25 protein-coding genes are annotated in these 24,900 nt (G+C 37.1%); 20 read left to right on the forward strand and 5 right to left on the reverse strand.

The genetic code is table 11. The features are described from left to right. Positions 1-70: 70 nt before the first annotated feature. Positions 71-1,369, reverse strand: coding sequence for a branched-chain amino acid transport system II carrier protein (brnQ, locus tag LG296_RS04645; RefSeq protein WP_404427537.1), 1,299 nt, complete (start codon positions 1,367-1,369; stop codon positions 71-73). A gap of 304 nt (positions 1,370-1,673) precedes the next feature. On the opposite strand from brnQ, the gene LG296_RS04650 reads away from it, so the two are divergent. From LG296_RS04650 to LG296_RS04660, 3 genes are all read left to right on the forward strand, one after another. Further along, on the forward strand, positions 1,674-1,835 hold the full coding sequence (locus tag LG296_RS04650; protein ID WP_404427538.1) for a hypothetical protein: 162 nt from the start codon (positions 1,674-1,676) through the stop codon (positions 1,833-1,835). After that, entirely contained in the window at positions 1,829-1,984 is a 156-nt protein-coding gene (locus LG296_RS04655; RefSeq protein WP_404427539.1) for a hypothetical protein, read from the forward strand. The genes LG296_RS04650 and LG296_RS04655 overlap by 7 nt, the downstream gene beginning before the upstream one ends. 261 nt (positions 1,985-2,245) lie before the next feature. Next, the gene (locus LG296_RS04660; RefSeq protein WP_404427540.1) at positions 2,246-3,502 is read left to right on the forward strand and encodes a LysM peptidoglycan-binding domain-containing protein; all 1,257 of its coding nucleotides are present in this window, start codon (positions 2,246-2,248) and stop codon (positions 3,500-3,502) included. A gap of 236 nt (positions 3,503-3,738) precedes the next feature. Here the strand turns inward: LG296_RS04660 and LG296_RS04665 are convergent, their stop codons facing one another. Both LG296_RS04665 and secA2 read right to left on the reverse strand, forming a co-directional pair. Then, complete coding sequence (locus LG296_RS04665; RefSeq protein ID WP_404427541.1) at positions 3,739-4,641, reverse strand: accessory Sec system S-layer assembly protein; 903 nt, start codon at positions 4,639-4,641, stop codon at positions 3,739-3,741. Positions 4,642-4,643: 2 nt separating this feature from the next. Continuing rightward, positions 4,644-7,004, reverse strand: a complete 2,361-nt coding sequence (secA2, locus tag LG296_RS04670; RefSeq protein ID WP_107932610.1) for an accessory Sec system translocase SecA2 — start codon at positions 7,002-7,004, stop codon at positions 4,644-4,646. Between the two features lie 292 nt (positions 7,005-7,296). Here secA2 and LG296_RS04675 point away from each other — a divergent pair, with 292 nt between their 5' ends. Next, positions 7,297-8,376 carry a glycosyltransferase family 4 protein gene (locus LG296_RS04675; RefSeq protein ID WP_107932612.1) on the forward strand — a complete coding sequence of 360 codons (1,080 nt, stop codon included), beginning with the start codon at positions 7,297-7,299 and terminating at the stop codon, positions 8,374-8,376. A gap of 211 nt (positions 8,377-8,587) precedes the next feature. On the opposite strand, the gene LG296_RS04680 is transcribed toward LG296_RS04675, so the two are convergent. Further along, positions 8,588-9,649, reverse strand: coding sequence for an LCP family protein (locus tag LG296_RS04680; protein ID WP_404427542.1), 1,062 nt, complete (start codon positions 9,647-9,649; stop codon positions 8,588-8,590). Between the two features lie 328 nt (positions 9,650-9,977). After that, entirely contained in the window at positions 9,978-10,610 is a 633-nt protein-coding gene (locus tag LG296_RS04685; RefSeq protein ID WP_404427543.1) for a YigZ family protein, read from the reverse strand. A 362-nt stretch (positions 10,611-10,972) separates the two neighbouring features. Between LG296_RS04685 and LG296_RS04690 the strand changes: the two genes are divergently transcribed. The 16 genes from LG296_RS04690 (at position 10,973) to LG296_RS04765 (ending at position 24,853) form a co-directional block, all read left to right on the forward strand. Next, positions 10,973-12,142 carry a sensor histidine kinase gene (locus tag LG296_RS04690; RefSeq protein ID WP_404427544.1) on the forward strand — a complete coding sequence of 390 codons (1,170 nt, stop codon included), beginning with the start codon at positions 10,973-10,975 and terminating at the stop codon, positions 12,140-12,142. Between the two features lie 26 nt (positions 12,143-12,168). Then, positions 12,169-12,843, forward strand: coding sequence for a response regulator transcription factor (locus LG296_RS04695; protein WP_107932620.1), 675 nt, complete (start codon positions 12,169-12,171; stop codon positions 12,841-12,843). 305 nt (positions 12,844-13,148) lie between these two features. Further along, a complete protein-coding gene (locus LG296_RS04700) occupies positions 13,149-13,688 on the forward strand; it encodes a nuclear transport factor 2 family protein (RefSeq protein ID WP_404427545.1) in 540 nt (179 codons plus the stop codon). Positions 13,689-13,921: 233 nt separating this feature from the next. After that, on the forward strand, positions 13,922-14,767 hold the full coding sequence (locus LG296_RS04705) for a DegV family protein (protein WP_404427546.1): 846 nt from the start codon (positions 13,922-13,924) through the stop codon (positions 14,765-14,767). Positions 14,768-15,008: 241 nt separating this feature from the next. After that, positions 15,009-16,442 (forward strand): DEAD/DEAH box helicase, encoded by a 1,434-nt coding sequence (locus LG296_RS04710; protein ID WP_404427547.1) that lies wholly within the window; start codon positions 15,009-15,011, stop codon positions 16,440-16,442. Beyond that, positions 16,439-17,044, forward strand: a complete 606-nt coding sequence (locus LG296_RS04715; RefSeq protein WP_404427548.1) for a ComF family protein — start codon at positions 16,439-16,441, stop codon at positions 17,042-17,044. The genes LG296_RS04710 and LG296_RS04715 overlap by 4 nt, the downstream gene beginning before the upstream one ends. A 114-nt stretch (positions 17,045-17,158) precedes the next feature. After that, positions 17,159-17,569 (forward strand): TIGR03826 family flagellar region protein, encoded by a 411-nt coding sequence (locus LG296_RS04720; protein ID WP_404427549.1) that lies wholly within the window; start codon positions 17,159-17,161, stop codon positions 17,567-17,569. A 166-nt stretch (positions 17,570-17,735) separates the two neighbouring features. Beyond that, on the forward strand, positions 17,736-17,999 hold the full coding sequence (gene flgM, locus LG296_RS04725; protein WP_404427550.1) for a flagellar biosynthesis anti-sigma factor FlgM: 264 nt from the start codon (positions 17,736-17,738) through the stop codon (positions 17,997-17,999). Positions 18,000-18,028: 29 nt separating this feature from the next. Then, on the forward strand, positions 18,029-18,529 hold the full coding sequence (locus LG296_RS04730) for a flagellar protein FlgN (RefSeq protein WP_404427551.1): 501 nt from the start codon (positions 18,029-18,031) through the stop codon (positions 18,527-18,529). Positions 18,530-18,594: 65 nt separating this feature from the next. After that, a complete protein-coding gene (gene flgK, locus LG296_RS04735) occupies positions 18,595-20,178 on the forward strand; it encodes a flagellar hook-associated protein FlgK (RefSeq protein ID WP_404427552.1) in 1,584 nt (527 codons plus the stop codon). 16 nt (positions 20,179-20,194) lie between these two features. Further along, entirely contained in the window at positions 20,195-21,097 is a 903-nt protein-coding gene (flgL, locus tag LG296_RS04740; RefSeq protein WP_404427553.1) for a flagellar hook-associated protein FlgL, read from the forward strand. A 54-nt stretch (positions 21,098-21,151) separates the two neighbouring features. Beyond that, entirely contained in the window at positions 21,152-21,706 is a 555-nt protein-coding gene (locus LG296_RS04745) for a DUF6470 family protein (RefSeq protein WP_404427554.1), read from the forward strand. A gap of 12 nt (positions 21,707-21,718) precedes the next feature. Next, on the forward strand, positions 21,719-22,156 hold the full coding sequence (fliW, locus tag LG296_RS04750) for a flagellar assembly protein FliW (protein ID WP_404427555.1): 438 nt from the start codon (positions 21,719-21,721) through the stop codon (positions 22,154-22,156). Between the two features lie 4 nt (positions 22,157-22,160). Next, the gene (csrA, locus tag LG296_RS04755; protein ID WP_404427556.1) at positions 22,161-22,373 is read left to right on the forward strand and encodes a carbon storage regulator CsrA; all 213 of its coding nucleotides are present in this window, start codon (positions 22,161-22,163) and stop codon (positions 22,371-22,373) included. A gap of 335 nt (positions 22,374-22,708) precedes the next feature. Then, complete coding sequence (gene hag / locus LG296_RS04760; protein ID WP_404427557.1) at positions 22,709-23,545, forward strand: flagellin Hag; 837 nt, start codon at positions 22,709-22,711, stop codon at positions 23,543-23,545. Positions 23,546-23,596: 51 nt separating this feature from the next. Continuing rightward, complete coding sequence (locus tag LG296_RS04765) at positions 23,597-24,853, forward strand: WavE lipopolysaccharide synthesis family protein (protein WP_404427558.1); 1,257 nt, start codon at positions 23,597-23,599, stop codon at positions 24,851-24,853. The last annotated feature ends 47 nt before the right edge of the window (positions 24,854-24,900 follow it).

Raw genomic sequence — 24,900 nt, forward strand, 5'->3', positions numbered from 1 at the left:
GTAATTTTTAGAAAATAAAGCTATAAAAAATGCCTCTTTTACATAATGATTCGTAAAAGAGGCATGGTCCTTATTTCGTAAATAAATGAATGATCCAGCCAATCACTAGTCCAACAATAGCCGGTACCAGCCAACCGATACTTTGATCATAAAGTGGTAATAGAGTTAAGATATTTTCATACCAGCCGATAGAATAGCCCGCCGTTTTAATACCATCGTATAAGCTTACAAGTGCTGTTGCAAATAAAGCTAAGCTATATACAATTGGTGCGCGGTTGAACATCTGATCGAACAATACTAAGAACATTAAAACAATCGCAATTGGATAAATGAACATCAATACCGGTAACGTAATTGAAATTAGCTTTGATAAGCCAAAGTTTGAAATAACGAAACTAAAAATTGTAAAGATAACAGCTAACGTTTTATAAGAAAGCTTAGGGAACAGCTTATTAAAGAATGTAGCGTTCGCTGAAACTAATCCTACAGCTGTTGTGATACAAGCTAATATTATAACTACTGACAAAATGATATTTCCGAAGCTGCCATAAAGAGCTTTAGCAGATTGAGCGATAATACTACCGCCATCTCCAAGGTAACCAATAGAATCAACACTCGTTGCGCCAATATATTCTAGAGAAATATAAACAAAGGCAAGTCCAACTGCAGCAACAATCCCTGCAAAAATAGTTGTTTTAACCTGTTTCGCGCGATCTGTAATTCCTTTTGCTTGTAAAGCTTGTACAATTACTATCCCGAACACAAGAGAGGCAAGTACATCCATTGTTAAATAGCCTTGGATAAAGCTTTCAGAAAATGCGTTTGTAGCATACACACCATGTGGTTCACCAAATTCGCCCATTGGTGTAATAAATGCTTTAACAGCAAGTAAAGCAATGACGAACAATAAAGCGGGTGTTAACACTTTCCCAATTCGGTCTACCATTTTAGAAGGATTCAATGATAGATACAGAACAATCGCAAAGAAAATAATCGTTGTAATCAGTAAACCACTTGCTTTTGCTGATTCCGATAGAAACGGAGCAATCCCGATTTCATATGTAACGGCCCCAGTACGTGGAATGGCAAATAATGGTCCGATAGATAAATAAACGACACCTGTAAATAGAATACTAAATAATGGATGAATTCGATTCGCAACCATCTGCAAATCTCCACCATTTTTTGCTACAGCAATAATCCCTATCAACGGCAATCCGACACCTGTAATAAGGAATCCAATAATTGACGGAATAAAGGCTGTTCCGGCATTTTGTCCCAGCTCCGGCGGGAAAATAATATTACCTGCACCCAGGAATAATGCAAAAAGCATAAACCCAACGGCAAGATTCTCTTTAATGAACTTCATAAAACAAAATCCTTTCTGATTGAAAAGAAAAAACTTTCAAAAAATTTATCGCAAAATTCGACATCACAAGGTTGAATTATAGCACACACTTTAGCCGAATAAAATAGCATTTTCATAATCTTAATATTTATTTATTTAAATATTGAAATTTTTCTAAAATTCTTAGATTTTTTATCCGAAACGAGGTAGGTTGCAGTTTATAGATAGAATTGTTTTATAGGGAAAGCGAGATGAAACTGTCAGTGTCCGTAAAGGCTAGAGGTGGCCGTTCTGGGGGAGAGAGAAAGGTTGTCAGTGCTCCTAAATGCTAGAAATGGCAGTTATGGGGAAAAGAGAAGGGTTGTCAGTGCCCGTAAAAGCTGGAGGTGACCGTTATGGGGAAAGAGAAGTGTTGTCAGTGCCCCTAAATGCTAGAAATGGCTTTTATGGAGAAAAGAGAAGAGTTGTCAGTGCCCCTAAATGCTAGAAATGGCCGTTATGGGGAAGAGAGAAGGGTTGTCAGTGCCCCTAAATGCTAGCAGTGGCAGTTATGGGGAAAAGAGAAGAGTTGTCAGTGCTCCTAAATGCTGGAAATGGCAGTTATGGGGAACAGAGAAGGGTTATCAAAGCCCGTAAAAGCTAGCAGTGGCAGTTATGGGGAAGAGAGAAGGGTTGTCAGTGCCCCAAAAAGCTAGAAATGGAGATTATGGAGAAGAGAGAACAGTCACTGCCCTTAAAAACTTCTATCACCCAGACTCCGAGAGATATCACTAGTAAACAACTAAAATTGAAGTGCCAAATAGAAATTGATCGCTACTCATACTACATATATCCATAGACTTGCCCCAAACCGAGTTTTTTTGTAAAACCCAATAGAAAATTGTCATAAAAATAGTTATGATGGAAATAGAGAGAGAATTTACTAGAAAGGATGGGGCGAGAATGTTACAGAAAAAGAAATTGTTATTCCTAAGTACTGCTTTAATTACGACAGCGGCTATTAGTGCACCGATGGCAGAAGCATCTAGTTACACTGTAAGTAAGGGTGACAACTTAACGAAAATTGCTACAGCTAACAAGACGACAGTGGCACAACTGAAGCAATGGAATAATTTGAAGAATGATAATATTTATGTTGGACAAAAGCTTATTGTTACGAATGCGAAGCAAACGACAACAAGCTCACAACCAGCAGCATCCAATCAAAAGCCCGAAACGAGTACCCAGCAAACTACAAAACCGGCCGCAGCTAGTAGTGTGGGCACTTATAAAGTAGTTAAAGGTGATACTCTATCAAAAATTGCTACTGCTTTAAAAGTAACAGTTGCCGATATTAAGAAGTGGAACGGGCTAAAGAGCGATGCGATTTATGTAGGGCAGCAGCTTAAGGTTGGTGAAGTGAAAACTACCACAACGCCAACGCCATCAAAGCCAACAACTCCTGCACCAACACCAAACAAGGATTTACCAGCAAGCACTCCGGTAACGGCGCCTAATCAAAATACAAATGTACTAAACTATGAGGTAGTGAAGGGCGATTCCTTATCAAAAATTGCTTCTAAATTTAGTGTAACTGTCGCAGATTTAAAAAAGGTGAACCAATTAAATTCTGATTTGATTTACATTGGACAAGTGTTGAAGCTAAATGTTTCTTCTACAACTGAAGGGGAGCCGGAAGCAGTCTTAAATCCAAAGGAAGTCATTCAATCGGATTTAGCGATTGACGCTAAATTAGCAAAAGAGATTGCGATTAAAAATAACGTGTCTGCGAATGGACAAGCAGTTTATGCGAATGTGCTTAAAATTGCTCAATCTTTAACTGGTACGCCGTATTTATTTGCTGGAAATACTCCTGCTGGGTTTGATTGCAGTGGGTTTGTGAAGTATGTCTTTGCAAATGCCGGCGTGGATATTGCTAGAAAAAGCAGTAATGATTACTTCATGAATGATACAACTAAAGTCGAAAACCCGATTCCAGGGGATATCATCTTCTTTAAAAATACGTATATCGAGGGAATTTCTCACATGGGTATTTACATAGGGAACGGTGAATTTATTCACGCGGGTAGCAGTGGGGTGCAAGTCACTAAGCTATCTTACGAATATTGGGCGTCCAAATTTGTCGCATTCAAGCGATTTAATCAGGTAAAGTAAGTTCGGGATTATTAATATAGAGACGCAAGAATGTTGAGAGTTATTTGCTAGCATTCTTGCGTTTTTTTATTGTTGGCGGATATTTTATAAATTTTGGCGGATATATCACTAAAACCGGCGGATAAACCACCTGAACTGGCGGATATTCGCATCCCGGCACCCCCCACACCTTCAAAAAAATGACCCAAAAGAATCGTCCTGCAACAATTCCTTCGGGTCACCTTCAATAATGCTCTTTACTTGTTTTGTGTTACTCTTGCACTCCAGCGGGACATGTCGAATTCACCCTCTGAAACTAGTTCTTCAGGGAAGATGAATGTCCATGGTTTTGTTGAGTTTGGTTGAACTGATATCACTGGATCTAGTCTAAATGCACCCTTTGCAACAAGCTTTCCTTCAGCATCGACAATTTCTAATGGAAGCTGTTCGATATTGATGGCTTTGTTATTGCCATTTCTTATAAAGATAGATGCTACTAAGCTTTTATCGTCCTGGATTTTAGCTTGTAGGCCAGTGAAATTCACTTCGTTCTTACCTAGCTTTGGTAATTTTTCTACAATTTTCACTAATGCTTCTTGCTGATCCTGTGGAAGCTGTGTTTTCCAAGTTTCGTCTAAATCCAGCTGATGACCTCGTAGTGATACAAGATTGAAAGCGATTTTCCAGCCATCCTCTGGTACTTCCTCAGCTGACAATGTGCCTTTCTCAAATGTAAATACCCAAGGGCGGGCACTTTTACCAGGAAGGGCACCTAGTTCAGCAAAGTTAAAGCTTTTAGCACCGATTTGTTGGTCATTTTTATCTAATAAAAGTAATTCAATTTCACCTAGCTGGATCGACTGTTCTAAAGAAGAGCGTACAAAGGCTTTTACGTTCCAAGCCTTTGTGTTTGGATCTACTTCAATATTAATGGCAGCTAGTGATAATTGGTTTGGCTTTAATGGCTGTAAATCATTTGCTAAGAAATTGAAAATATAGCGTTGTTCCTGTGGCACATGCCAGTCCGGATGAAATGAAAGCTTAGTTTCAACGTTATTAGCATCTGCACCTTGTTTTCCGTTTTGACCTAAGTCCTTAGAATCGATGGCACTGTCTGCTCCGACCTTGTCTGTCTTTTTAAAAAATGAAAATAAACCCAATGTTATTCCTCCTCTGTATTACTTAGCGACTTCATAAATGCGACGATTTCTTCAACGATGGAACGACGAAGCTCTTGATAATTTTTACCGAATAGCTCCAATCCTTCTCTTTGATAAATACGCATCGGGTCTTCTTGTTGGTATTGACGTAAACCGATACCTTCTTTTAAATGACTCATTTGCTCTAGATGACGAACCCACATAGAGTCGATGAACGCTAGCATGACACGAGGAATGATCTGCATCACCTGCTCGTTTTGCTCAAAGCCTTCAATCGTTTGCAGTAATTCATCCACTGATGGCTGAATCGACTGTAAAATATTCTTCACCTTTGTTTCTTCACGGTCAATACGAACTGGCGTCAAGAACAGTGAATTTACTGTAGACTCCATTTTGTCGAAATCCCAATCAATTGGACTCAGCTCTTCTGGAGCATTATCGCGCACAGCAAAATCGACTGTTTCATTTAACATCGTTTTTAGCTGGCCAATTAAATCCTCTTGCTTTAACACATTGTCGCGTAAGTTATAAATGACACGGCGTTGATCATTAATAACATCATCTAGCTTTAGGTTATATTCACGCATGGAGAAATGAGAGCCTTCAACTATGCGCTGTGTTCGGTCAACTAGTTCTAAAACCTCTTTATTTTGAACACGACCAGTATCATCAGCTACTAATTTCTTCTGGAACTTTTCAACATCCTCTTTTGCATAGCGTCGGAACATATCGTCCTCCAGCGAAACGATGAACTGACTTTCACCTGGGTCACCCTGACGTCCTGAACGGCCTCGCAATTGGTTGTCGACACGACGACTTTCATGCTTTTCAGTACCGATTACATAAAGACCACCTAGCTCTGCAACGCCTTCACCAAGAACGATGTCCGTTCCACGTCCAGCCATGTTTGTTGCAACTGTAATACGCCCCTTTTGACCAGCTTGTGAAATTAACTCCACTTCCTGCTCTACAGTTTTTGCATTAAGCAGCTGATATTGTAGACCTAATTGATCTAAATAGCTTGCAACCTTTTCAGACTGAAGAATCGAAGTCGTCCCAATTAGAATTGGCTGTCCTTTTTCATGTCTTGCTAATGCTTCCTGTGCGACACGGTCATATTTTTGATCTGCTTTTTCGTACACAATGTCGGGCTGGTCAATACGGATGCGAGGTCGGTTTGTTGGAACCTGAATAACACTCATTCCGTAAACCTCTCTAAATTCCTGTTCCTGTGTTTTCCCAGTACCCGTCATACCTGCTAATTTGGGATACATACGGAAGTAGTTTTGAATCGTAATTTGAGCCTGAGATTTGTTCTCTTCGGTAATTGTTACGTCTTCTTTCGCCTCGATCGCTTGGTGTAAGCCGTCTGACAGTGAACGACCCTCCATAATACGACCAGTAAACATATCGACTAACTGAATCTTGTCATCCTTAACTATGTAATCAACATCACGCTCGAACATTACATGGGCTCTAACTGCTTGAATGACATAGTGGTATAGCGTTTGGTGATCTAAATCATATAAATTATCAACACCAAATGCAGCTTCTACTTTTTCAATCCCACGATCTGTAAGAGAAGTTGCTTTTGTTTCATCATCGAAATCGTAGTCTTCATCTTTTTTGAAGCGTTTTGCCAGTACGGAGGCAATGCGGTGTAATTCCTCGTTTGCACTCATTTTGCCTGCAATAATCAACGGCGTTTTGGCTTCATCGATTAAAACTGAGTCGACTTCATCGATAATAGCGAAGTGATATGGACGCTGTACTTTATCGGCAATTGTGTGCGCCATATTGTCACGTAAGTAATCAAATCCGAATTCTGTCCCAACACCATATGTAATATCAGCATTATAGGCTTCTTTTTTGTGATGCGGCTCCATCATCGGTACATTTAAGCCAACTGTTAAGCCCAGGAATTGATGAATTTGACCAATTAGCTCAAAGTCGCGCTTTGCTAAATAATCATTCACTGTAATAACGTGTACGCCTTTACCTTCAAGTGCACGCACATAAGAGGGCAGGGAAGCAACTAAAGTTTTCCCTTCACCTGTTGGCATTTCTGAAATATTCCCTTCAGTTAATACAAGCCCACCGATTAACTGCACATCAAAGTGACGCATATTCAGTACGCGCTTTGAAGCTTCGCGAACTACTGCAAATGCATCCGGGATAATAGTAGAAATATTTTCGCCTTTTTGTAACCTTTCCTTAAATTGAAACGTCATACTTTTTAGTTCATCATCTGTCATTGATGAATAAGTAGCTTCAAGCTGGTTAATTTGATCGACGGTTTTATAGTATTTTTTTAATTCTCGAGAACTTGTTTTTTCCTTGTTTCGATTAAAAATTGAGAACATTTTTTTACGCTCCTTTAAAAATCGGCTACATATATAGTAGACACTTAGTTATTCTATCAAACTTTACAAGGTATGACCACTTACGATAAGGAGAAACTAATGTAAATGGGCTGTAACTATTATTCCCATCTTTCTTAAGTTTGCTACTTTTATTCATCGATTTACAAATTTAATGATTTTGTAGTATTTGTTCTTTTTTTGTAAACGATAAAGGCTATATTTTTAAATAGCGTTCATGCTATAATGAATGAGATTTTATCGTGTATATTATATTTTTTTGAGGAGGAGAGACATGCTTTACGTGTCTTTAATCGTGGCATTTGTTGGTGCCATTTTAATCACTCCACTTGTCAAACGATTAGCATTCCGAATAGGTGCGGTAGATGCACCAAACTATCGAAAAGTACATTCGCGTATTATGCCTCGATTGGGTGGTTTAGCTATATTTATTTCGTTTTTAATTGGACTAGTTATATTAAGACCTGTTCCGACCGCTCCATTGGTTCAATCAGGCGAAAACCCATTTATCATACCGTTAGCAATGGTGTTAGCCGCAACAGTTATTGTCATTACGGGTGTTTTAGATGACATGTATGAAATTTCAGCGAAAGCAAAAATGATCGGTCAGTTAGTTGCAGCATGTATCATCGTCTTCTTTGGTGGTATTCAAATCGAGTTCATTAACCTGCCATTTGGTGGAGAGCTAGAGTTTGGATTTTTAAGTATTCCATTTACAATTTTATGGATTGTTGGGATTACAAACGCCATTAACCTAATAGATGGACTTGATGGACTAGCAGCCGGTGTTTCAACAATCGCTTTAATAACATTAGCTTGTATGGCCTTAATAATGGGCAATATGTTCGTAGTTGCTACTGCAGCAATTTTAGCTTGCAGTACAATCGGATTTTTATTTTACAATTTCCACCCAGCGAAAATCTTTATGGGTGATACTGGAGCTTTATTCTTAGGATTTATGATTGCTGTTTTGTCCCTGCTAGGCTTTAAAGGGGTAACAATCTTTTCGTTTATTATCCCTGTTATTATGCTTGGCGTTCCAATTTCTGATACATTCTTTGCAATTGTTCGCCGTATCCGTAATGGACAAAAGTGGTCAGATCCAGACAAATCTCATTTACATCACCGACTAATTGATGTTGGTTTCTCACATCGTCAAGCTGTATTGATCATTTATGGAATTGCAGCAATGTTCGGTTTAGCAGCAATCATCTTCTCGATGGCAAAGCTTTGGGGTGCAATATTACTGATTACAGTAATCCTTGTGGCAATTGAATTGTTCGTTGAAGTGATTGGACTTGCAGGAAAGAACTATCGACCGTTGATTAACCTGGCAAGAATATTTAATAAGTAGAAAATAAATGAGCTATTACTTCCGTTCTTATCTGAGCGAGATGAAGTAATAGCTTTTTTTATGTCGAAATAGAAGCATGCTGATTAAGATTTTTATTATGTGGGTATAATTTTGTAGTGGCTAATGGAGATTTTATAGGGCAGAAGCTTTTAAAGACAAAAAGAAACCCATGAAGGAAGGGAATCTCCATCATGGGCATCGTGTAGTAGAATTATCGAGTTGACATATCTTCGGAATTTGTGCTTTCAGATGCTTTTTCGTTCGACTCTTCAGTACCTGAAATATTCGATGTATCGGGAATTAACTCTAAATGGCTTTTAAGGATATGCTCTGTTTCCTCTAAGGATTCTTCATCCAACATGTAATAGTAAATTCCTGTCGACATATCGTCGGCCCCATCTAATGTTAAGGAATCAATCTGTGGAATTCCTTGTGTTAAATAACTAAAGAAGGACTTCATTTCATCGAAGGTCATATCTGTTTTCATGTTATCGCCAATGGCTTCGATTACATCGCCGTATTTGGTAATAGAAGTTACGTTTGTTGCTTTTTTGGCGATCGCCTTAATGATGTCCTGTTGGCGTTTACCACGCATGATGTCACTATCTACATAACGAGTACGGGCTAATGATAATGCTTCACGACCATTTAGCTCTTGCAGGCCTGGCTCTAAATAAACTGTTTTTTGATCATTTTCATCTTTTTCATAAAAGGCATAAGGAAGATCGACATCTACTTCGATTCCGCCAAAGGCATCTACAACCTCGATGAATGCATTAAAGTTCATACGTACATAATAATCTACAGGAATATCAAATAATTCCTCGACTGTTTCAATTGTAGCAAGTGTACCACCAGCTGCATGAGCATGGGTAATTTTGTCTTCTCTATCCTTATAAGGGATATATACATAGGAATCACGAGGAATACTTACTAATTTAACCGTTTTGGCTTTGTTATTTAATGTAGCTAACACCAATGCATCCGAGCGAGAGTGGTCTGAACCTTGACCTCTTTGCTCACTATCATCTACACCGATAAAAAGAATCGATACATTGTCTTCTACAGGCTCAACCTTTGCCTGTCGTTTTTCTGAAATTTCGCGATCCACTTTTTCAAAGGACTGATTTGCAGCTGTTTCTGCTTTCTTTGTTATATAGACTCCGTATGCGGTTACGCATAATAAAACCGATGCCGACAATAATAAAAGTACTTTAAGTACAAGAGATACTCTTGACTTCTTTGTAGGAACATTCCGTTCTGATCTTTTCATCTAAACTCTCCTCATATGTAGGAATTCATTTTATCGTAAATTGTTGTGCATCATTTCATTGTGATTTTTTTTAGTATGTCAATCGTGAAAGTTAAATATCAATGGTAAAACTTTCGTTATATAGAAGGGTATCGACAACTAAACCAATACGATTAATTATACTATGATGTCGAATTACAGTAAAATAGATTTTATTTTCATTATTAAATGCTTAGGTAGATTATAAGATTAATAGTATAAAATATGTATGTAATTGTCCTAATTATTCGCAAGGGGGGGAAGTGGCTAAGGATTTTCTAAATTGTAGAAAACCCTTTGCAGCTAGAGGTTAAATTACGAATTCAACAAATTTCTTATCGATGCAATTAATAGAAGATTGACCGTTTGTAAGCTCCGTTATCCAGTTCGTGAAGTTTTCCTCATCATCCTTTAATACATCTACAAGTACCTCGACATTTTCTGCATATTGGATCTCATTCAATGTATATTGCGAGCTGCGTATTTCGTTTTCAACTTTCCCTAACCATGTATAATCTATCGAGATTTTCATTACGTGATGCGATTTACGTTCTACTACCTGTGCAGCATCAATTCCTTCAGTTGTTGCTTTGCCGTATGCACGGATTAAACCGCCGCCACCGAGCTTGATGCCACCGAAATATCGGGTTACCACCACAACAGTATCCTTTAACCCTTGTTTTTTTAACACTTCTAGCATAGGGACGCCTGCAGTGCCGCTAGGTTCCCCATCGTCATTGGCTTTTTGGATTTGGTCATGCTCCCCAATCATGTAGCAGGAGCAATTATGAGTTGCGCCAGAATTTAGTTTTTTAATGCTGTCGATAAACGCAATCGCCTCCTCTTCTGTTTCTGCTCTATTTACATAAGCAATAAATCGAGATTTTGAAATAACAATTTCTCGCTCTCCCATGCCTTTTACAGTTTTATAGTCATTTCGCATTATTCTATCTCCTTTTTATTACAAAAATTGAAAGTTTCTATAGTAAGATATTTACTTAAAATTTAATTTTAAAATGTTATAATAATAATTAACAATTACAGTTCCTGGTTTTTCTTATTAACTACTCAATATTTCTTATCGCATTTCAAATCCACTAATGGGCAAGAAGTCATTCTTTTTTTTATAATTTCTATTATTATAATAGAGAAATGTAAAAAATAAGAGTAAATTATAGTAGTCGAGTGATTTGAAATAAAAGTGTAACACGTTTATCACACTTCTGAAATCTCATCGAAACATCGTTTTATAGAAAAAATTGTTATAATAGGAGCACCAATAAGGATTGGGGTTAGGGTAAAGGTATGTTTTCAAACGAAAAAGTTGATATTGGCTCACTTGATGTGATTTTTAATCGTATGATTGAAACTATAACGAATTCAAAAAGTGATATATTCATTATTAGTGAACAAAGTCGTAGCAGCTTTGAAGAGCTAAAGGAAGAGTTAGAATACATCAAGGAAAAAATCAAACTAATCATAGATGAAAGTGATGATTTAGAGAAAAGAACCAAACTCGCCAAGTTACGTCTTGTAGAGGTGAGTAAGTATTTCAACCAATACACTGAAGAACAGGTTCGTGAGGCATACGAAACAGCAAATGATCTACAAATTCGTTTATCACTTACACGTTCTGAGGAAAAAAGGCTTCGTGAAAAAAGAGATGATTTAGAGCGCCGCTTAAGAACATTATACGATACAATAGAACGTGCTGAACATATTGTAGATCAAGTAAATGTTGTTTTAAATTATTTAACGACAGATCTTAAAAATGTAAGTCTTGCCTTAGAAAATGCGAAAATCAAGCAAGATTTTGGCATTAAAATTATTGCAGCACAAGAAAAGGAAAGAAAACGCTTGTCCCGTGAAATTCACGATGGACCTGCTCAAATGATGGCAAATGTTCTCATGCGTTCCGATTTAATAGAAAGAACGTATCGAGAAAAAGGCATGGAGCCTGCTATGAAGGAAATTACAGAGCTGAAAAAGACTGTAAGAAATGCCTTGTCAGAGGTGCGTCGTATTATTTACGATTTGCGTCCGATGGCATTGGATGATTTAGGAATCGTTCCAACCTTAAAAAAATATCTCTCTACAATCATGGAGTATAACCCAGGAATTCAGGTACACTTCCAAACATTTAGCGATGAAAAAAGGCTTCCGTCTGATTATGAGGTGTCTATTTTCCGTTTAGTTCAAGAAAGTGTAAATAATTCCATAAAACATGGTAAATCTCCTGATATTTGGGTAAAGATAGAGTGGCTAAGCAAGCAAATTAGCATTTTAGTCAAGGATAATGGAATTGGGTTTAATAAACAAATTGCTAGAGAACAGTCCTTTGGTATTATCGGCATGAAGGAAAGAGTCGATTTACTAAAAGGAACGATGGAAATTCAAAGTAGTCCAGGGAATGGTACAAGCATTTTATTTAAGGTGCCTTTACCTGAAAATATACTAACTATCGAGAGTAAATAGAGGCCACTGTAGGGGGAATAGGATTTATGACGAAAATTATTATTATTGATGACCACCAATTATTCCGCGAAGGAGTAAAGCGTATTTTAGATTTTGAAGATACATTTGAAGTTGTTGCTGAAGGTGACGACGGCGGAGATGTAGTAAACCTATACCGCAACACTTTACCAGATGTTGTTCTAATGGATATTAATATGCCGGCTAAAAATGGTGTAGAAGCAACTTCTGAGTTAATAGCAGAATTCCCGGATGCAAAGGTTATCATGCTTTCAATTCATGATGATGAGTCATACGTAACGCATGCTCTAAGATCTGGTGCTCTAGGCTACATGCTTAAAGAGATGGACGCAGACGAAATCGTTGAAGCGATTAAAGTCGTAGCAAACGGCGGATCTTATTTACATCCAAAGGTAACAAAAAACCTAGTTGCGGAATTCCGCCGCTTAAGTGAGCACGAAAACAAGGGCAATTTCCACCAAACAGAAATTCGCCGTCCATTCCACTTACTTACAAAGCGTGAGTGCGAGGTTCTTCAATTATTAACAGATGGACAATCTAACCGTACAATCGGTGAAACATTATTCATCTCAGAAAAAACAGTCAAAAACCACGTATCAAGTATTTTACAAAAAATGAACGTAAACGACCGTACACAAGCAGTAGTAACTGCCATCAAAAACGGTTGGGTTGAAGTTCGATAAAATAAGAGAAATCCTAATTGACGATAATTTCGTTGATTAGGATTTTTTTAGTTTTAGGAATGTCAGAAGTATACGTGCGTTATGTTTCTCTAAGTAAGGGTATGGTTATAATAGGAAAAAACAGAAGACTAAAATAGCTGAGGGGTCGCGTGTGAACGAAGCAGGAAACTAATTGATTGTGAACGGCGTCATACAATCGGTAAAGTAATAAATAATAAAATATAATTACATTTTCGTGAAAATTTTACGAAATTAGCCATAGTTTGACAACCATGCTACAATATTTACGCGGGAGGTATTAAGTTATGAAAAAATGGTTAATGCTGGCAATGGCGCTATTTTGCCTAACTGCTTGTAACAATACAGATAATGATAGTAAGAATACTGAAGACCTTATGGCAGTCACTGAGGAAAGTGAAACTGAGGTTGGCTTTGAGGTTTTAGGTGATGAAATAGAAGAGGCGACAGATATCCCACAGGAAGAGCAAGACGCAATCCTTGCTGCCTTTGATGAATACATTGCATCATTCAATGCAAAAGACATCGATCGCTATGTGGAAACCCTCTCAAAAAATCCAAAGGGCTTTGAATTTGAGGATGATGTAAATACAGCTAAGCAAGTATTTGCAGAGTACAATGTCAAAAGAACACCTGCAGACACAACGATTGTAAAGTATAGCGAAGACGAAGCTCAGGTCTACGCCAATATGACAATCGAAATGACTGAAATCGAAACAAATGCGGAGCTAGCAAGCAGTGGACGCCAAGTAACAGTCTTTGTTAAAGAAGAGGGCACTTGGAAGGTAACAAGCGTTTACTATATTGGAAGCGAATCCGCTCAATAATAAAATCTATACTATTTTGGGAATGTAGGATTTTGTCTTACGAAAGTTTCCTAAAAGCTGAAGTGTTTCGTGTACAATTAACTTAATGTATGCGAAGCGCTTTTTTGTTTTAAACAGGTTTTTCATCGGAAATCCAATGCGCCAAATATTTATTTTTAGGCATTTGTAAGGTAAGACATTCACAGACAGCAGGAATTACGGTAAAATATGGTCAATAGGAGAGTGGGGTATTCATGAGTATTGCAGTCGTTACAGACAGTACAGCATATTTAAGCGTAGAGGAAAGAGAACGCTACAACATTCGAATGATTCCTCTTAGTGTTAACTTAGAAGATGGTAGCTATGAAGAAGAAGTCGAAATAACTTCTTCCGAGTTTTATGATAAAGTTCGTACAACAAAGACCTTCCCAAAAACAACACAGCCACCAGTAGGAAAATTTGTAGAGTTATTTGAAGAGCTTGCAAAGGACTATGATGAGGTCATTTGTATTCATCTTTCAAGTGGAATCAGCGGTACATATCAAGGGGCTATCCAGGCTGGTCAAATGGTAGAGGGCATAAAGGTACATGCCTTTGATAGCGAAATTTCATGCTCGCCACAGGGTTATTTTGTGTTGAAAGCAGCTGAAATGGCGGCACAGGATGCAACAAGCGATCAAATCCTGAGCACCCTAGAGGAAATGAAACGCCTAATGCATGCTTATTTCATCGTAGACGACCTAGCTCATCTACAGCGCGGGGGGAGACTATCGGCAGCCGCAGCACTAGTAGGCGGTCTACTGCAAGTAAAACCAGTCCTGTGCTTCGAAGAAAAAGTAATCGTGCCCTTCGAGAAAATCCGTACAAAGAAAAAAGCACTGCGCCGTGTAGAAGACCTGTTGGCCGAGGATGCCATGAAGGGCGACAAATACATCGCCACAGTCATCCACGCCAATTGCGAAGAAGACGGCCGTGAATGGATGAATCAGCTAGCCGAGAACTATCCAAACGTAGAATTTAACCTAAGCTACTTTGGTCCGGTTATTGGCACACACCTTGGTGAAGGCTCGTTAGGACTTGGTTGGGTGAAGAAGATTTAGAAAATGTTAAGAGTATGAACAGCCTCTGCGAAATTTGTGGGGGCTGTTTTTTTGTGGTGGTATGGAGGGCGAGTACCGGACAGATTTTTTGATTTACCAGACACATTGCTCGATTTTTAAAATTTACTGGACATTTCGCGATGCCAAGGCTTAAATTATGCTGCAGCTTGTGCGGTCGTTTATTGGACACATTTCTGATTTTATTGAACATTTCACAATTCAAAGCAAAAGGAGCCAATCAATGAAAATAAAACTCTCTAAACAAAACAAACCTGGATTCTACAAAGGAATCATCACCGAGCCCGCCATCCGCGACTTCTTCACAGGACGCATTTGGACACGCACTAACACACCGTTCCCACAAGCAAAAATCGACAACTACATTCACCACAACTATTTCACAACAAAACCCGGTATCACGAAAAAATCAAATACGATTTTCTTCCAACGCCCCCATTTCACCTGTAACCGATGCAAAAACGAAAACCAACAGGAATTCGTCCACTATCAATGCTCGAAATGCGAAAAAGAATGCGTTTATTGCAGACATTGCATCAATATGGGGAGGGTGACGAGCTGCACGGTTTTAATCACATGGAATGGACCAAAGCCACTTAAACATAAAAAACATGTACTCGATTGGAGTGGTATCTACACAGAAGCTCAAAAAGAAGCAGCTAATGAAATCAAGACAAGTATCAAACTCAAGCGCAGTCATCTCGCGGTTGCTGTGTGTGGGGCGGGGAAAACGGAGATGCTGTTTCCCGGTGTTCTCCATGCATTAAACCAGGGGCTAAGAGTATGTATTGCCACACCTCGAACGGATGTGGTGCTTGAGCTTTTCCCTCGTTTCCAAAAGGTTTTTCCGAAAACCACTCTGCATGCTTTGTACGGGAATTCACCAAAACAATCTGGCTTCCCCCAGCTGATTCTTGCCACAACTCACCAGCTCTTTCGATTTGAGAATGCTTTTGATGTAGTTATTGTTGATGAGGCAGACGCATTTCCTTATACCTTTGACGAAGCATTACAAAAAGCTGTTCATAAGGTTAAAAAACAGAATGCTCCAATCACTCTTGTCACCGCCACGCCATCTCCCAAAATACTGAACAGAACGAAAAAGGAAAACTGGGGCAGCTCCTTCATTCCAAAGCGATATCACAATCACCCTTTGCCAGTTCCTGTTTACAAACCCCTTTGGTCGTATGATAAAGCCATTCAAAAGGAGAAGATTCCTCGAAAGCTAATCGATTGGACCAAAACAAAGCTATCAAACAATGAACCATTTCTAATATTTTTTCCAACCATCCACCTAATGGAACTAGCTACCCCGTTATTTCAACAAATAAACGAAAATATCTTAAGTGTACACGCAGAGGATGCAGAGCGGAAGGGAAAGGTCATCAAGCTTCGAAACGAGGAAATCCCAGGTCTTCTTACAAGCACAATTCTTGAAAGGGGAATTACCATCAAAAATGTCCAGGTAGCTGTTATAGGGGCGGAATCGAAAATTTTCACCTCCAGTGCACTGATTCAAATTAGCGGTCGTGTCGGTCGAAATGCTGACTATTCAAACGGGGACATCGTATTTTTTCACCATGGCATTACAGCTGAAATGGATGAAGCACGCAATGAAATACTTCGACTCAATAAAGAAGGGTTTGGTAAAAAATGAAGCGCTATGAAGTATCTAATTGTCTGCTATGCAATAGCCCACTGGATGATCCGGCAACGTGGAAAACGCTTTTAATGAATCATTTTCCACGAACAATTTGTTTGCATTGTGAAGAAAAGTTCGAGCACTACGAAAACACTGATGCCGGCAGCATGTCTCTTTATAAATATAATGAGCAGATGAAGGATTTCTTGCATCGTTATAAGTTCATGCATGACGTTCTCCTCGCTAAGGTATTCAGGCACCAAATTCGCCAGCACCTTGCAAAGAAAAAGGAAATCATCGTCTCCATCCCAATGCATCCCGAAAAGCAGAAAGAGAGGACATTTTGCCATGTGGACGAATTATTAAATGCAGCCAACATCAGCTATCAAAGTCTGCTTGAAAAAATCACAACAGAATCGCAGGCAGAAAAAACAAGAGAGGAAAGACTTAACGCCCCACCAATTTTCGCATTAAAAGCCAATCAGGATTACCAGAACAAAGCCTTCATATTAGTCGATGACATCTATACAACTGGAACCACCCTTAATCATGCAAAAAGCATTTTACTAGAGGCAGGTGCCAAATCTGTCACAACCTTTACATTGATTCGAGGGTAATTATTAACATTTTGTGAAAACGGTTAACAAATCTCAAAATCTGCCGATGAGTTATGTAAGAGAAACTATTTACCTATAAATTGAATTACGCGCTATGTAACGGAGGAAACCAGAATGGGAGAATTACGAAATTGCCCAACATGTGGAGAATTTTTCAACTTCACAGGTGTTAGAGATGTATGCCATAAATGTGTTCAAAGTGAAGAAGAACAATATCAAGTAGTCTATAGCTTTTTACGCAAACGCGAAAACCGCGCAGCAACAGTAGAACGTATCGTAGAAGCAACAGGTGTAAAAGAAGAACTATTATACAAATGGGTCCGCAAAAACCGCCTGCAGCCAGCAATGTTCCCGAATTTGGGCTATCCTTGTGATAATTGTGGGAGTATTACGAAGCAGGGAAAACTTTGTCAAAGCTGCCAGGATGACTTGAAGTCTGAATTGCGTACATTTGAAGCGGCGAAAGAATTTAGAGAAACTATTGCTAATAGTGATAAAGGTACTTATCTTTCTGATAAAAAATAAGAAAATAGTTTGGCTCACATAAATTCTTGATGCCTATAAATTGTTATACTAGTAAACAATTTATAGGGAAAAAGCAGAATATGTGAGTTTTTTCATTTAAAACGTTAATATTTTTGATATTTAACCGAAATTAACTATATACAGAAAACTGCAAGGAGGGATTACTATGAAAATAACATCTTTTGGTGTAAATTCAGTTAACCCATATAATAAACAACAAAGAAGCTTAAAGGCTGCTGAAAGTAAAAGCGTTGCAGCAACTGATAAAATCGAAATCTCGTCTGCTGCAAAAGAAATGTCTGCATCATCAACATACAACACTGAACGAGCGCAAAAAATTCAACAATTAAAAGAAGAAATCCACTCTGGAAATTATCAGGTTGACTCTAGAAAAGTCGCCGAGGATATGCTGAACTACTACCGTAAATAATTAATTTTTAACAAAAGGAGATTACAACTATGTCAGTCCAACCGATTGTCTCTATTTTAGAGAAGCTAGAAAAAATGCATAAAAGCTTGCTTGAACTAAGCCTTGCTAAAACAGAGCTAGTAAAAAAGGGCGACATGGAGGGTCTCGATACAATTATTAAAAATGAGCAATCACACGTAGCAGCGATCGAAGTACTTGAGAAACAGCGTCTGCAAATGGTAACGGATTACCTCCGAGCAAAAGGAATTGCTCTTGTCGACACGCCAACTGTAGCTCATGTAATCGAAGCTGCTGAAACTGAAGAAGAACGCAATCAATTAAATGAAGTAAGCAATCAATTAATAAGTGTAATTGCTAATCTAAAAAAGCAAAATGAGTTAAATCAGCAGCTTGTTTTTCAATCTCTAAAATTTGTCAATATGTCATTAGATATGATGAGACCGCAGCCAGAGCAAATCAATTACTCTGGAAATCAGGCAGCTGATCAAAATAATGCTGCGAAGAAATCTATTTTTGATTCACAAGCTTAAAATTCCGACTCGAAATAATCAATATCATAAAATCTATTATTCAATTTAAATAAGGAGGAGACTTCATGCGCTCCACATTTATGGGTTTAGAAGCAAGTAAGCGCGGTTTATTTACACAACAAAGTGCTTTATATACGACAGGTCATAATATATCAAATGCAAATACAGTAGGTTATTCACGCCAAAAAGTTAATATGACGCCTACTTTAGGCTACCCCGGGGTAGGGTTGAATGCACCAACAACTGGTGGTTTCATTGGTACTGGAGTACAAGCTACTTCTGTGCAACGAATTCGTGATGATTTTACAGATAAACAATTCCGTCAAGAATCAAATAAATTAGGATACTGGGAAGCAAAATCTAATTCTATCACTCAAATTGAAGATATTATGAATGAACCTTCGGATTATGGTTTAGCTCAGTCTTTAAATCAATTTTGGAATTCATTACAAGATTTAAATGTAAATCCAGATGACGGAGGGGCTCGTGCGGTAGTTGTTCAACGTGGAATTGCTGTTGCGGATTCCTTTAACTATATGCATAACTCACTTACACAAGTGAAGGAGAATGCTGGAAAAGAAATTGGAATTGTTCTAAAAGATGCAAACTCCATTTTGAATCAAATCGCAAGTCTTAATCAGCAAATTAAATCTATTGAGCCTAATGGTTACATGCCAAATGATTTATATGATGCACGTGACAATTTATTAGATCAACTATCTACATATTTCCCAATTGAAACGTCTAAAGTACCATCTGGTGGAAACTCATTACCTATTGCAGAGGGATCAATAACAGTTTCGCTAAAACTAAAAGATGGATCAACAGTAAAATTAGTAGAGGGCAAGGACTTTGTACAGCTACGAAATTCAGGTAGTAGTGAATCAGATGGTCAAACACCTACAAGTATGGTAACGGGGCTTCATATCGTAAAAGTTAATAGTGATGGTTCAGAAACAACTGTTAGTAATGATTGGTCAACTTCTAGTTCAACAGGGATTAGTATTAATAATTTTAGTGATTTAGGAAAATTCAAATCACTAGTAGATTCTTATGGCTATTCTGATGGTGGATCAGAAAAAGGTTTACTGCCTGATATGTTAAATAAATTGGACTTAATGGCTCAAGCATTTGCCAAAGAATTTAATAGTATACATGAGAGCGGTACAGACCTAACAGGCACAAGTGGGCAAGCTTTCTTTGTTAAGAGAGGTACTGAGTCTAGTATAACAGCAGGAAATATTTATGTTGCACAAAGTATAATTGACAACCCAAATCTTATTGCCGCATCAGATTCAACAGCTGGAAGTGCAGAACCAGGAAACGGAAATCAGGCGCTAAAGTTAGCTAACATGAAATTCAATACTCTATCTGACTTAAGCGGAGTAAGTGTTCAAACTTACTTTGAAGGTCTTATTGGTCAACTTGGTGTAGATGGACAACAAGCAGCTCGTTTGCAATATAATTCATTAACACTACAGCAGGCTGTAACTGAACGTCGTGCGTCGGTTAGTTCGGTTTCTTTAGATGAAGAAATGACAAATATGATTACATTCCAGCAAGCATATAACGCAAATGCTCGTATGATTTCCGTAATCGATGAAACTTTAGATAAAATAATTAACGGAATGGGCCGTGCAGGATTATAGTAGGAGGGGAATATAAATGCGTGTAACACAATCAATGCTATCGGGTAACCTACTTCGTAATCTTTCAAATAGTTATGGTAAAATGGGTCAACTACAAGAGCAAATTAACACAGGGAAAAAGGTAAATCGTCCTTCTGATGATCCCGTTGTAGCAATGAAGGGCATTAACTATCGAACTACACTTAATAATGTTGAACAATATTCTCGAAATATTGGAGAGGCATACAACTGGTTAGACACAACTGACGATACCTTTGATAAAATCGGATCAACATTACAACGTGCTAATGAATTAATGGTACAAGCTTCAAGCGATACTTCAACTCCAGAAGACCGTGAGAAAATTAATAGTGAAATGCAACAGTTAAGAGAACATATTCAAAACCTAGCTAATACGAAAATTGGTAATCGATATATTTTCAGTGGAACGAAAACTACAACTCCTCCTTTCGATGAGGCTAATAAGAAATATGTAACCGGTGATAATCCAGATACAACTGATCCTGCTTTCAATAAGTCAGTTGAAATCGAAGTGTTTGATGGGATAAAGTTGAAAATTAATACATCACCAATTGAGTTGTTTAACAAAATTGATAAGATGTTCGAACAAATTGGAACGGATATTGCTAATGCTGAAAATTCCTCGGTACTTTCATCACATATCACTGCAATTGATGGAAGTATGAATGAATTACTAACAACACGTGCTGATATAGGAGCTCGTCAAAATCGTATCGAGTTAATGGATGCTCGACTTCAATCGCAAGAGATTATTGCAACAAAACAAATGTCAGAAAACGAAGATATTGATTATGAAAAAGCAATAGTAGAGATGACAACACAAGAATCGATTCACCGTGCTGCTCTTTCAGTAGGTGGACGAATCATTCAACCAACATTAACTGATTTTCTAAGATAACAACTAGCGTTTGGATTAGCCTCCAAACGCTTTCTTTGAAGGGAGAAACATCTCATGAATATCCCCAAATTACAAATTCAATCAACAAGAGCACAGATTGGTATTGATATTCAAAAACCTGTACAGGAAATTGAGCAACCAAAAGCCACGCTTGATATTCAACAACCAGCTGCGGAAATAACTATGCAAACAACTAAATCCAAGTTGTCAATAGACTCGACTGGTGCTAGGGAGAGTGCTGATTACAAGTCGTCTATGAGTCGTACCAGAGAAATTTCTCAGAAGAGCATACAAGATGCATTGGAAGGGACATCAAGAAGAGCACAAGAGGGTAATGAATTAATGAGAATTGAAAATGGAGGAAATCCAATTGCTAATCAAGCAAAAACGAGAGGACCGCAGCCATATTCAAGTTTAAATATTAAATTTATACCACAAGCTAATAGTGTGAAGATTGATTTTCAACCTGGATCAGTTGATATTAAGGTGGAGCCACAACAAGTAATTAATAATACAACGACAAATAAACCAATTCACAATTACACTCCTGGTAAAGTAAATATTGATATGTTACAACTACCATCTTTAAAAATCGATTGGTTAATTTAAAGGAGAGGAAATATGAATATTAAAACTGCATATTTGGGTGAAATTGAAGTTCAATCATCTGAAATTATCACATTTACCCATGGAATACCAGGTTTTGAAGAGGAAACAAACTTTGTGCTTTTACCTATAGAAGAAAAGAGTATGTTTCAAATTCTTCAATCCGTTAAAACAGAAGGTTTAGCCTTTATCTTAACTACTCCTTTCGAAATTATAGCTGACTATAATTTCGACTTGGATGAAGCAACGATTAAAGCATTGAAAATAGACAATGAAAATGATGTTGCCGTGTTTACAATCGTTTCATTAAAAGATACATTAGCAAATTCAACAGTTAACCTGAAAGCCCCTATAATACTTAATACAACAAATAGACAGGCAAAACAAGTAATTTTAGATAACGGGAAATTTTCTATCCGCCATAAACTTTCTACGGAAAGTAAAAAGGGGTGACGTAATGCTAGTATTATCACGAAAAGCTGGCGAGACAATTTGGATTGGTGAAGATGTAGAAATTGTAATTTCTGAAGTTAAGGGTGATCAAGTGAAAATTGGAATTCGAGCTCCTAGAAGTATTGAGGTTGTTCGTGGGGAAATAAGGCTGGATGTGTCTAATTCTAATGCAGATGCAGTGGTTAAAAGTTTTGAGCTACTGAAAAATCAAGAATAGAATAAAAAGCAATCCCCCCATCCCTGGGTACACTATAAGTAGGTAATTTATTTTAGGCTATGCTGGTTTAAAAGTTATTAATTTAAAATAATTTTGTCTATACGGAATGTGTTTTAGAATTTGAAGACTATAAATATAATTAAATAAAATTTACACAGTTTAAAACTATTTTAAAAAAATATCTATAAAACTATTAAACAAAATTCAGTACGACCGATATTATTAGTGTAAGGCAAGAAAAACAAGTTCGGCCGGCTTGTTAACTCCTTACACTAATACTAAAACTATATTGCTCACATGGACGTGAGTCTTACATTCCAAGGAGGAAAATTAAAATGAGAATTAATCACAATATCGCAGCACTTAATACACACCGTCAATTAAACACAGCGGCGAACGCTCAATCTAAATCAATGGAGAAATTATCTTCAGGTCTTCGTATCAACCGTGCAGGAGATGACGCAGCAGGCTTAGCAATTTCTGAGAAAATGCGTGGACAAATCCGTGGTTTAGATATGGCTTCTAAAAACGCACAAGATGGTATTTCTTTAATTCAAACAGCTGAAGGTGCATTAAATGAAACTCATGCAATTCTTCAACGTATGCGTGAACTAACTGTACAAGCTAGTAACGATACAAATAACGGAGATGACCGTGGGGCACTACAAAAAGAGATGGATGAGTTAATTAAGGAAATCGACCGAATTGGAGATCAAACAGAATTTAACACAGCTAAATTATTAACTGGTAGTGGTGGTAATAGCTCTGATGGTACTTTTAAATTCCAAATCGGTGCAAATGATACTCAAACATTAACACTTACTATTAACTCTATGAAAGCAGCAGATTTAGGTTCTGGTGTAGCAACTGTTGATATTAGCACTTCAGGAGCAGATTTTGATACAGCGCTAACTAACATTGATAGTGCAATTAAAGACGTATCAGATGAAAGAGCTAACCTAGGTGCTTATCAAAATCGTTTAGAACATACTATTAATAATTTAAATACAGCTTCTGAGAATTTAACTTCTGCTGAATCTCGTATTCGTGATGTTGATATGGCTAAAGAAATGATGGATCAAACTAAAAACTCAATTCTTTCTCAAGCTGCTCAAGCAATGCTTGCACAAGCAAATCAACAACCACAAGGTGTACTTCAATTATTAAGATAATTAAAATAAATTAATTAAAATAGATAACATATAGAGTAGAGAGGGAGTTACATGTATTGTCTTCCTCTCTCTTTTATATATAAAATCAAAAAGGTGATAGCAGTGGATTATAATAATTATGAGTTTTATTTCAATGGTTTTCTAGGTAAAAAAATAGTTATCTGGGCAAATAAAAATTCGTTACCAACTTTGGAAAAATATAAATTTTTATTGAATAAAATTCATTACATAGTAGTTGTTGAAAAAGAATTATGGGGTAAAAAATTTTATGGAATACCCATAATAGGTCCACAAGAAATTGTTTTAAATAAAAATAAAGATAGGTTTGTTGTTCTGAATTTAATTAAAGAATATTGGAAATCTGCTACAAATTTTTTATATAAATATGGTGTATATCAAGTAGCTCCATTAAATCTATTTCAATCAATGGCACCATATACAAAACAGATTGAAGATATACAAACAACCTCTCCTAAGAATAACCGGAAACTTGAAAATGATGTTGCAATAGTAGTAAGAGGGATGTTTGATCCATTTTTTACACCACTAGTTCTTAAACAAATTCGCATTAATTATCCTAATCACTATGTAGTATTATCGACTTGGGATGACACACCTTCTAAACTATTGAAGAATATTTATGCTGATCATATTATTTTAAATAAGAAGCCAGAGTATAAGGGGAAAGGGCATAGAAATTATCAAATTCAATGTGTAACATCTGCATTAGAATTTCTTAAAAAAGATAATTTCAAAGAAATATTTATACAAAGAACGGATCAAATGTTTTTTAGAAATAAACTAATAGATAGATGCAAATTACTATTAGAAGAATATCCAAATAATATAGGCTACCTCAAAAATAGAATAATTACTTCTAATTTGTACTTTAGAAAATATTATTTATATAACTCTTCTGATTTATTTATGTATGGGAACATCGATGATTTACTATGTTATTGGGAAGCTCCATTTGATGCTCGAAGTGTGGAAGAAATTCCTAATTTTCATCAAATAGTAGAGAATAGAAATATCCAAAAAAGTGACCTTGTGGATTTTTATAGAAATGAAGAAAGTGTTGAAAGTTATCTATTTAAAAATATGATGATGAAGTTTAATTATGAGTTTAAATATACATTAGAAGAATGGCTTCATTTAGCCTCCAATCTATTTATTATAAGGGATACTCAATGGTGGGATGTATTCTGGTATAAACCATCTTTATTTAACGGAACAATACAGAATTTTAAAGAGGGGCATCCGCTTGAGTTGATTGATCAACTTGATTGGGAAGATATGCAAATTTAGGTGATTTTTTATTTAGGATATAAATGAACCGAGAAACTAAAAGTTAA

Origin of the sequence: Ureibacillus chungkukjangi (genome assembly GCF_044795995.1) — a bacterium.
GTDB classification, from domain to species: Bacteria; Bacillota; Bacilli; order Bacillales_A; family Planococcaceae; genus Ureibacillus; species Ureibacillus chungkukjangi.

Bases quoted from the DNA above. Each gene is read 5' to 3' on its own strand.
- LG296_RS04680 (WP_404427542.1), bottom strand. From the start codon at position 9,649: ATGAAAAGATCAGAACGGAATGTTCCTACAAAGAAGTCAAGAGTATCT.
- LG296_RS04655 (WP_404427539.1), top strand. From the start codon at position 1,829: ATGCTAGAAATGGCCGTTATGGGGAAGAGAGAAGGGTTGTCAGTGCCC.
- flgL (WP_404427553.1), top strand. From the start codon at position 20,195: ATGCGTGTAACACAATCAATGCTATCGGGTAACCTACTTCGTAATCTT.
- LG296_RS04730 (WP_404427551.1), top strand. From the start codon at position 18,029: ATGTCAGTCCAACCGATTGTCTCTATTTTAGAGAAGCTAGAAAAAATG.
- LG296_RS04675 (WP_107932612.1), top strand. From the start codon at position 7,297: ATGCTTTACGTGTCTTTAATCGTGGCATTTGTTGGTGCCATTTTAATC.
- flgK (WP_404427552.1), top strand. From the start codon at position 18,595: ATGCGCTCCACATTTATGGGTTTAGAAGCAAGTAAGCGCGGTTTATTT.
- LG296_RS04765 (WP_404427558.1), top strand. From the start codon at position 23,597: ATGTATTGTCTTCCTCTCTCTTTTATATATAAAATCAAAAAGGTGATA.
- LG296_RS04690 (WP_404427544.1), top strand. From the start codon at position 10,973: ATGTTTTCAAACGAAAAAGTTGATATTGGCTCACTTGATGTGATTTTT.
- LG296_RS04720 (WP_404427549.1), top strand. From the start codon at position 17,159: ATGGGAGAATTACGAAATTGCCCAACATGTGGAGAATTTTTCAACTTC.
- LG296_RS04715 (WP_404427548.1), top strand. From the start codon at position 16,439: ATGAAGCGCTATGAAGTATCTAATTGTCTGCTATGCAATAGCCCACTG.
- brnQ (WP_404427537.1), bottom strand. From the start codon at position 1,369: ATGAAGTTCATTAAAGAGAATCTTGCCGTTGGGTTTATGCTTTTTGCA.
- LG296_RS04700 (WP_404427545.1), top strand. From the start codon at position 13,149: ATGAAAAAATGGTTAATGCTGGCAATGGCGCTATTTTGCCTAACTGCT.
- LG296_RS04745 (WP_404427554.1), top strand. From the start codon at position 21,152: ATGAATATCCCCAAATTACAAATTCAATCAACAAGAGCACAGATTGGT.
- flgM (WP_404427550.1), top strand. From the start codon at position 17,736: ATGAAAATAACATCTTTTGGTGTAAATTCAGTTAACCCATATAATAAA.
- LG296_RS04685 (WP_404427543.1), bottom strand. From the start codon at position 10,610: ATGCGAAATGACTATAAAACTGTAAAAGGCATGGGAGAGCGAGAAATT.
- LG296_RS04660 (WP_404427540.1), top strand. From the start codon at position 2,246: ATGATGGAAATAGAGAGAGAATTTACTAGAAAGGATGGGGCGAGAATG.
- fliW (WP_404427555.1), top strand. From the start codon at position 21,719: ATGAATATTAAAACTGCATATTTGGGTGAAATTGAAGTTCAATCATCT.
- LG296_RS04695 (WP_107932620.1), top strand. From the start codon at position 12,169: ATGACGAAAATTATTATTATTGATGACCACCAATTATTCCGCGAAGGA.
- LG296_RS04710 (WP_404427547.1), top strand. From the start codon at position 15,009: ATGAAAATAAAACTCTCTAAACAAAACAAACCTGGATTCTACAAAGGA.
- secA2 (WP_107932610.1), bottom strand. From the start codon at position 7,004: ATGTTCTCAATTTTTAATCGAAACAAGGAAAAAACAAGTTCTCGAGAA.
- LG296_RS04705 (WP_404427546.1), top strand. From the start codon at position 13,922: ATGAGTATTGCAGTCGTTACAGACAGTACAGCATATTTAAGCGTAGAG.
- LG296_RS04650 (WP_404427538.1), top strand. From the start codon at position 1,674: ATGCTAGAAATGGCAGTTATGGGGAAAAGAGAAGGGTTGTCAGTGCCC.
- hag (WP_404427557.1), top strand. From the start codon at position 22,709: ATGAGAATTAATCACAATATCGCAGCACTTAATACACACCGTCAATTA.
- csrA (WP_404427556.1), top strand. From the start codon at position 22,161: ATGCTAGTATTATCACGAAAAGCTGGCGAGACAATTTGGATTGGTGAA.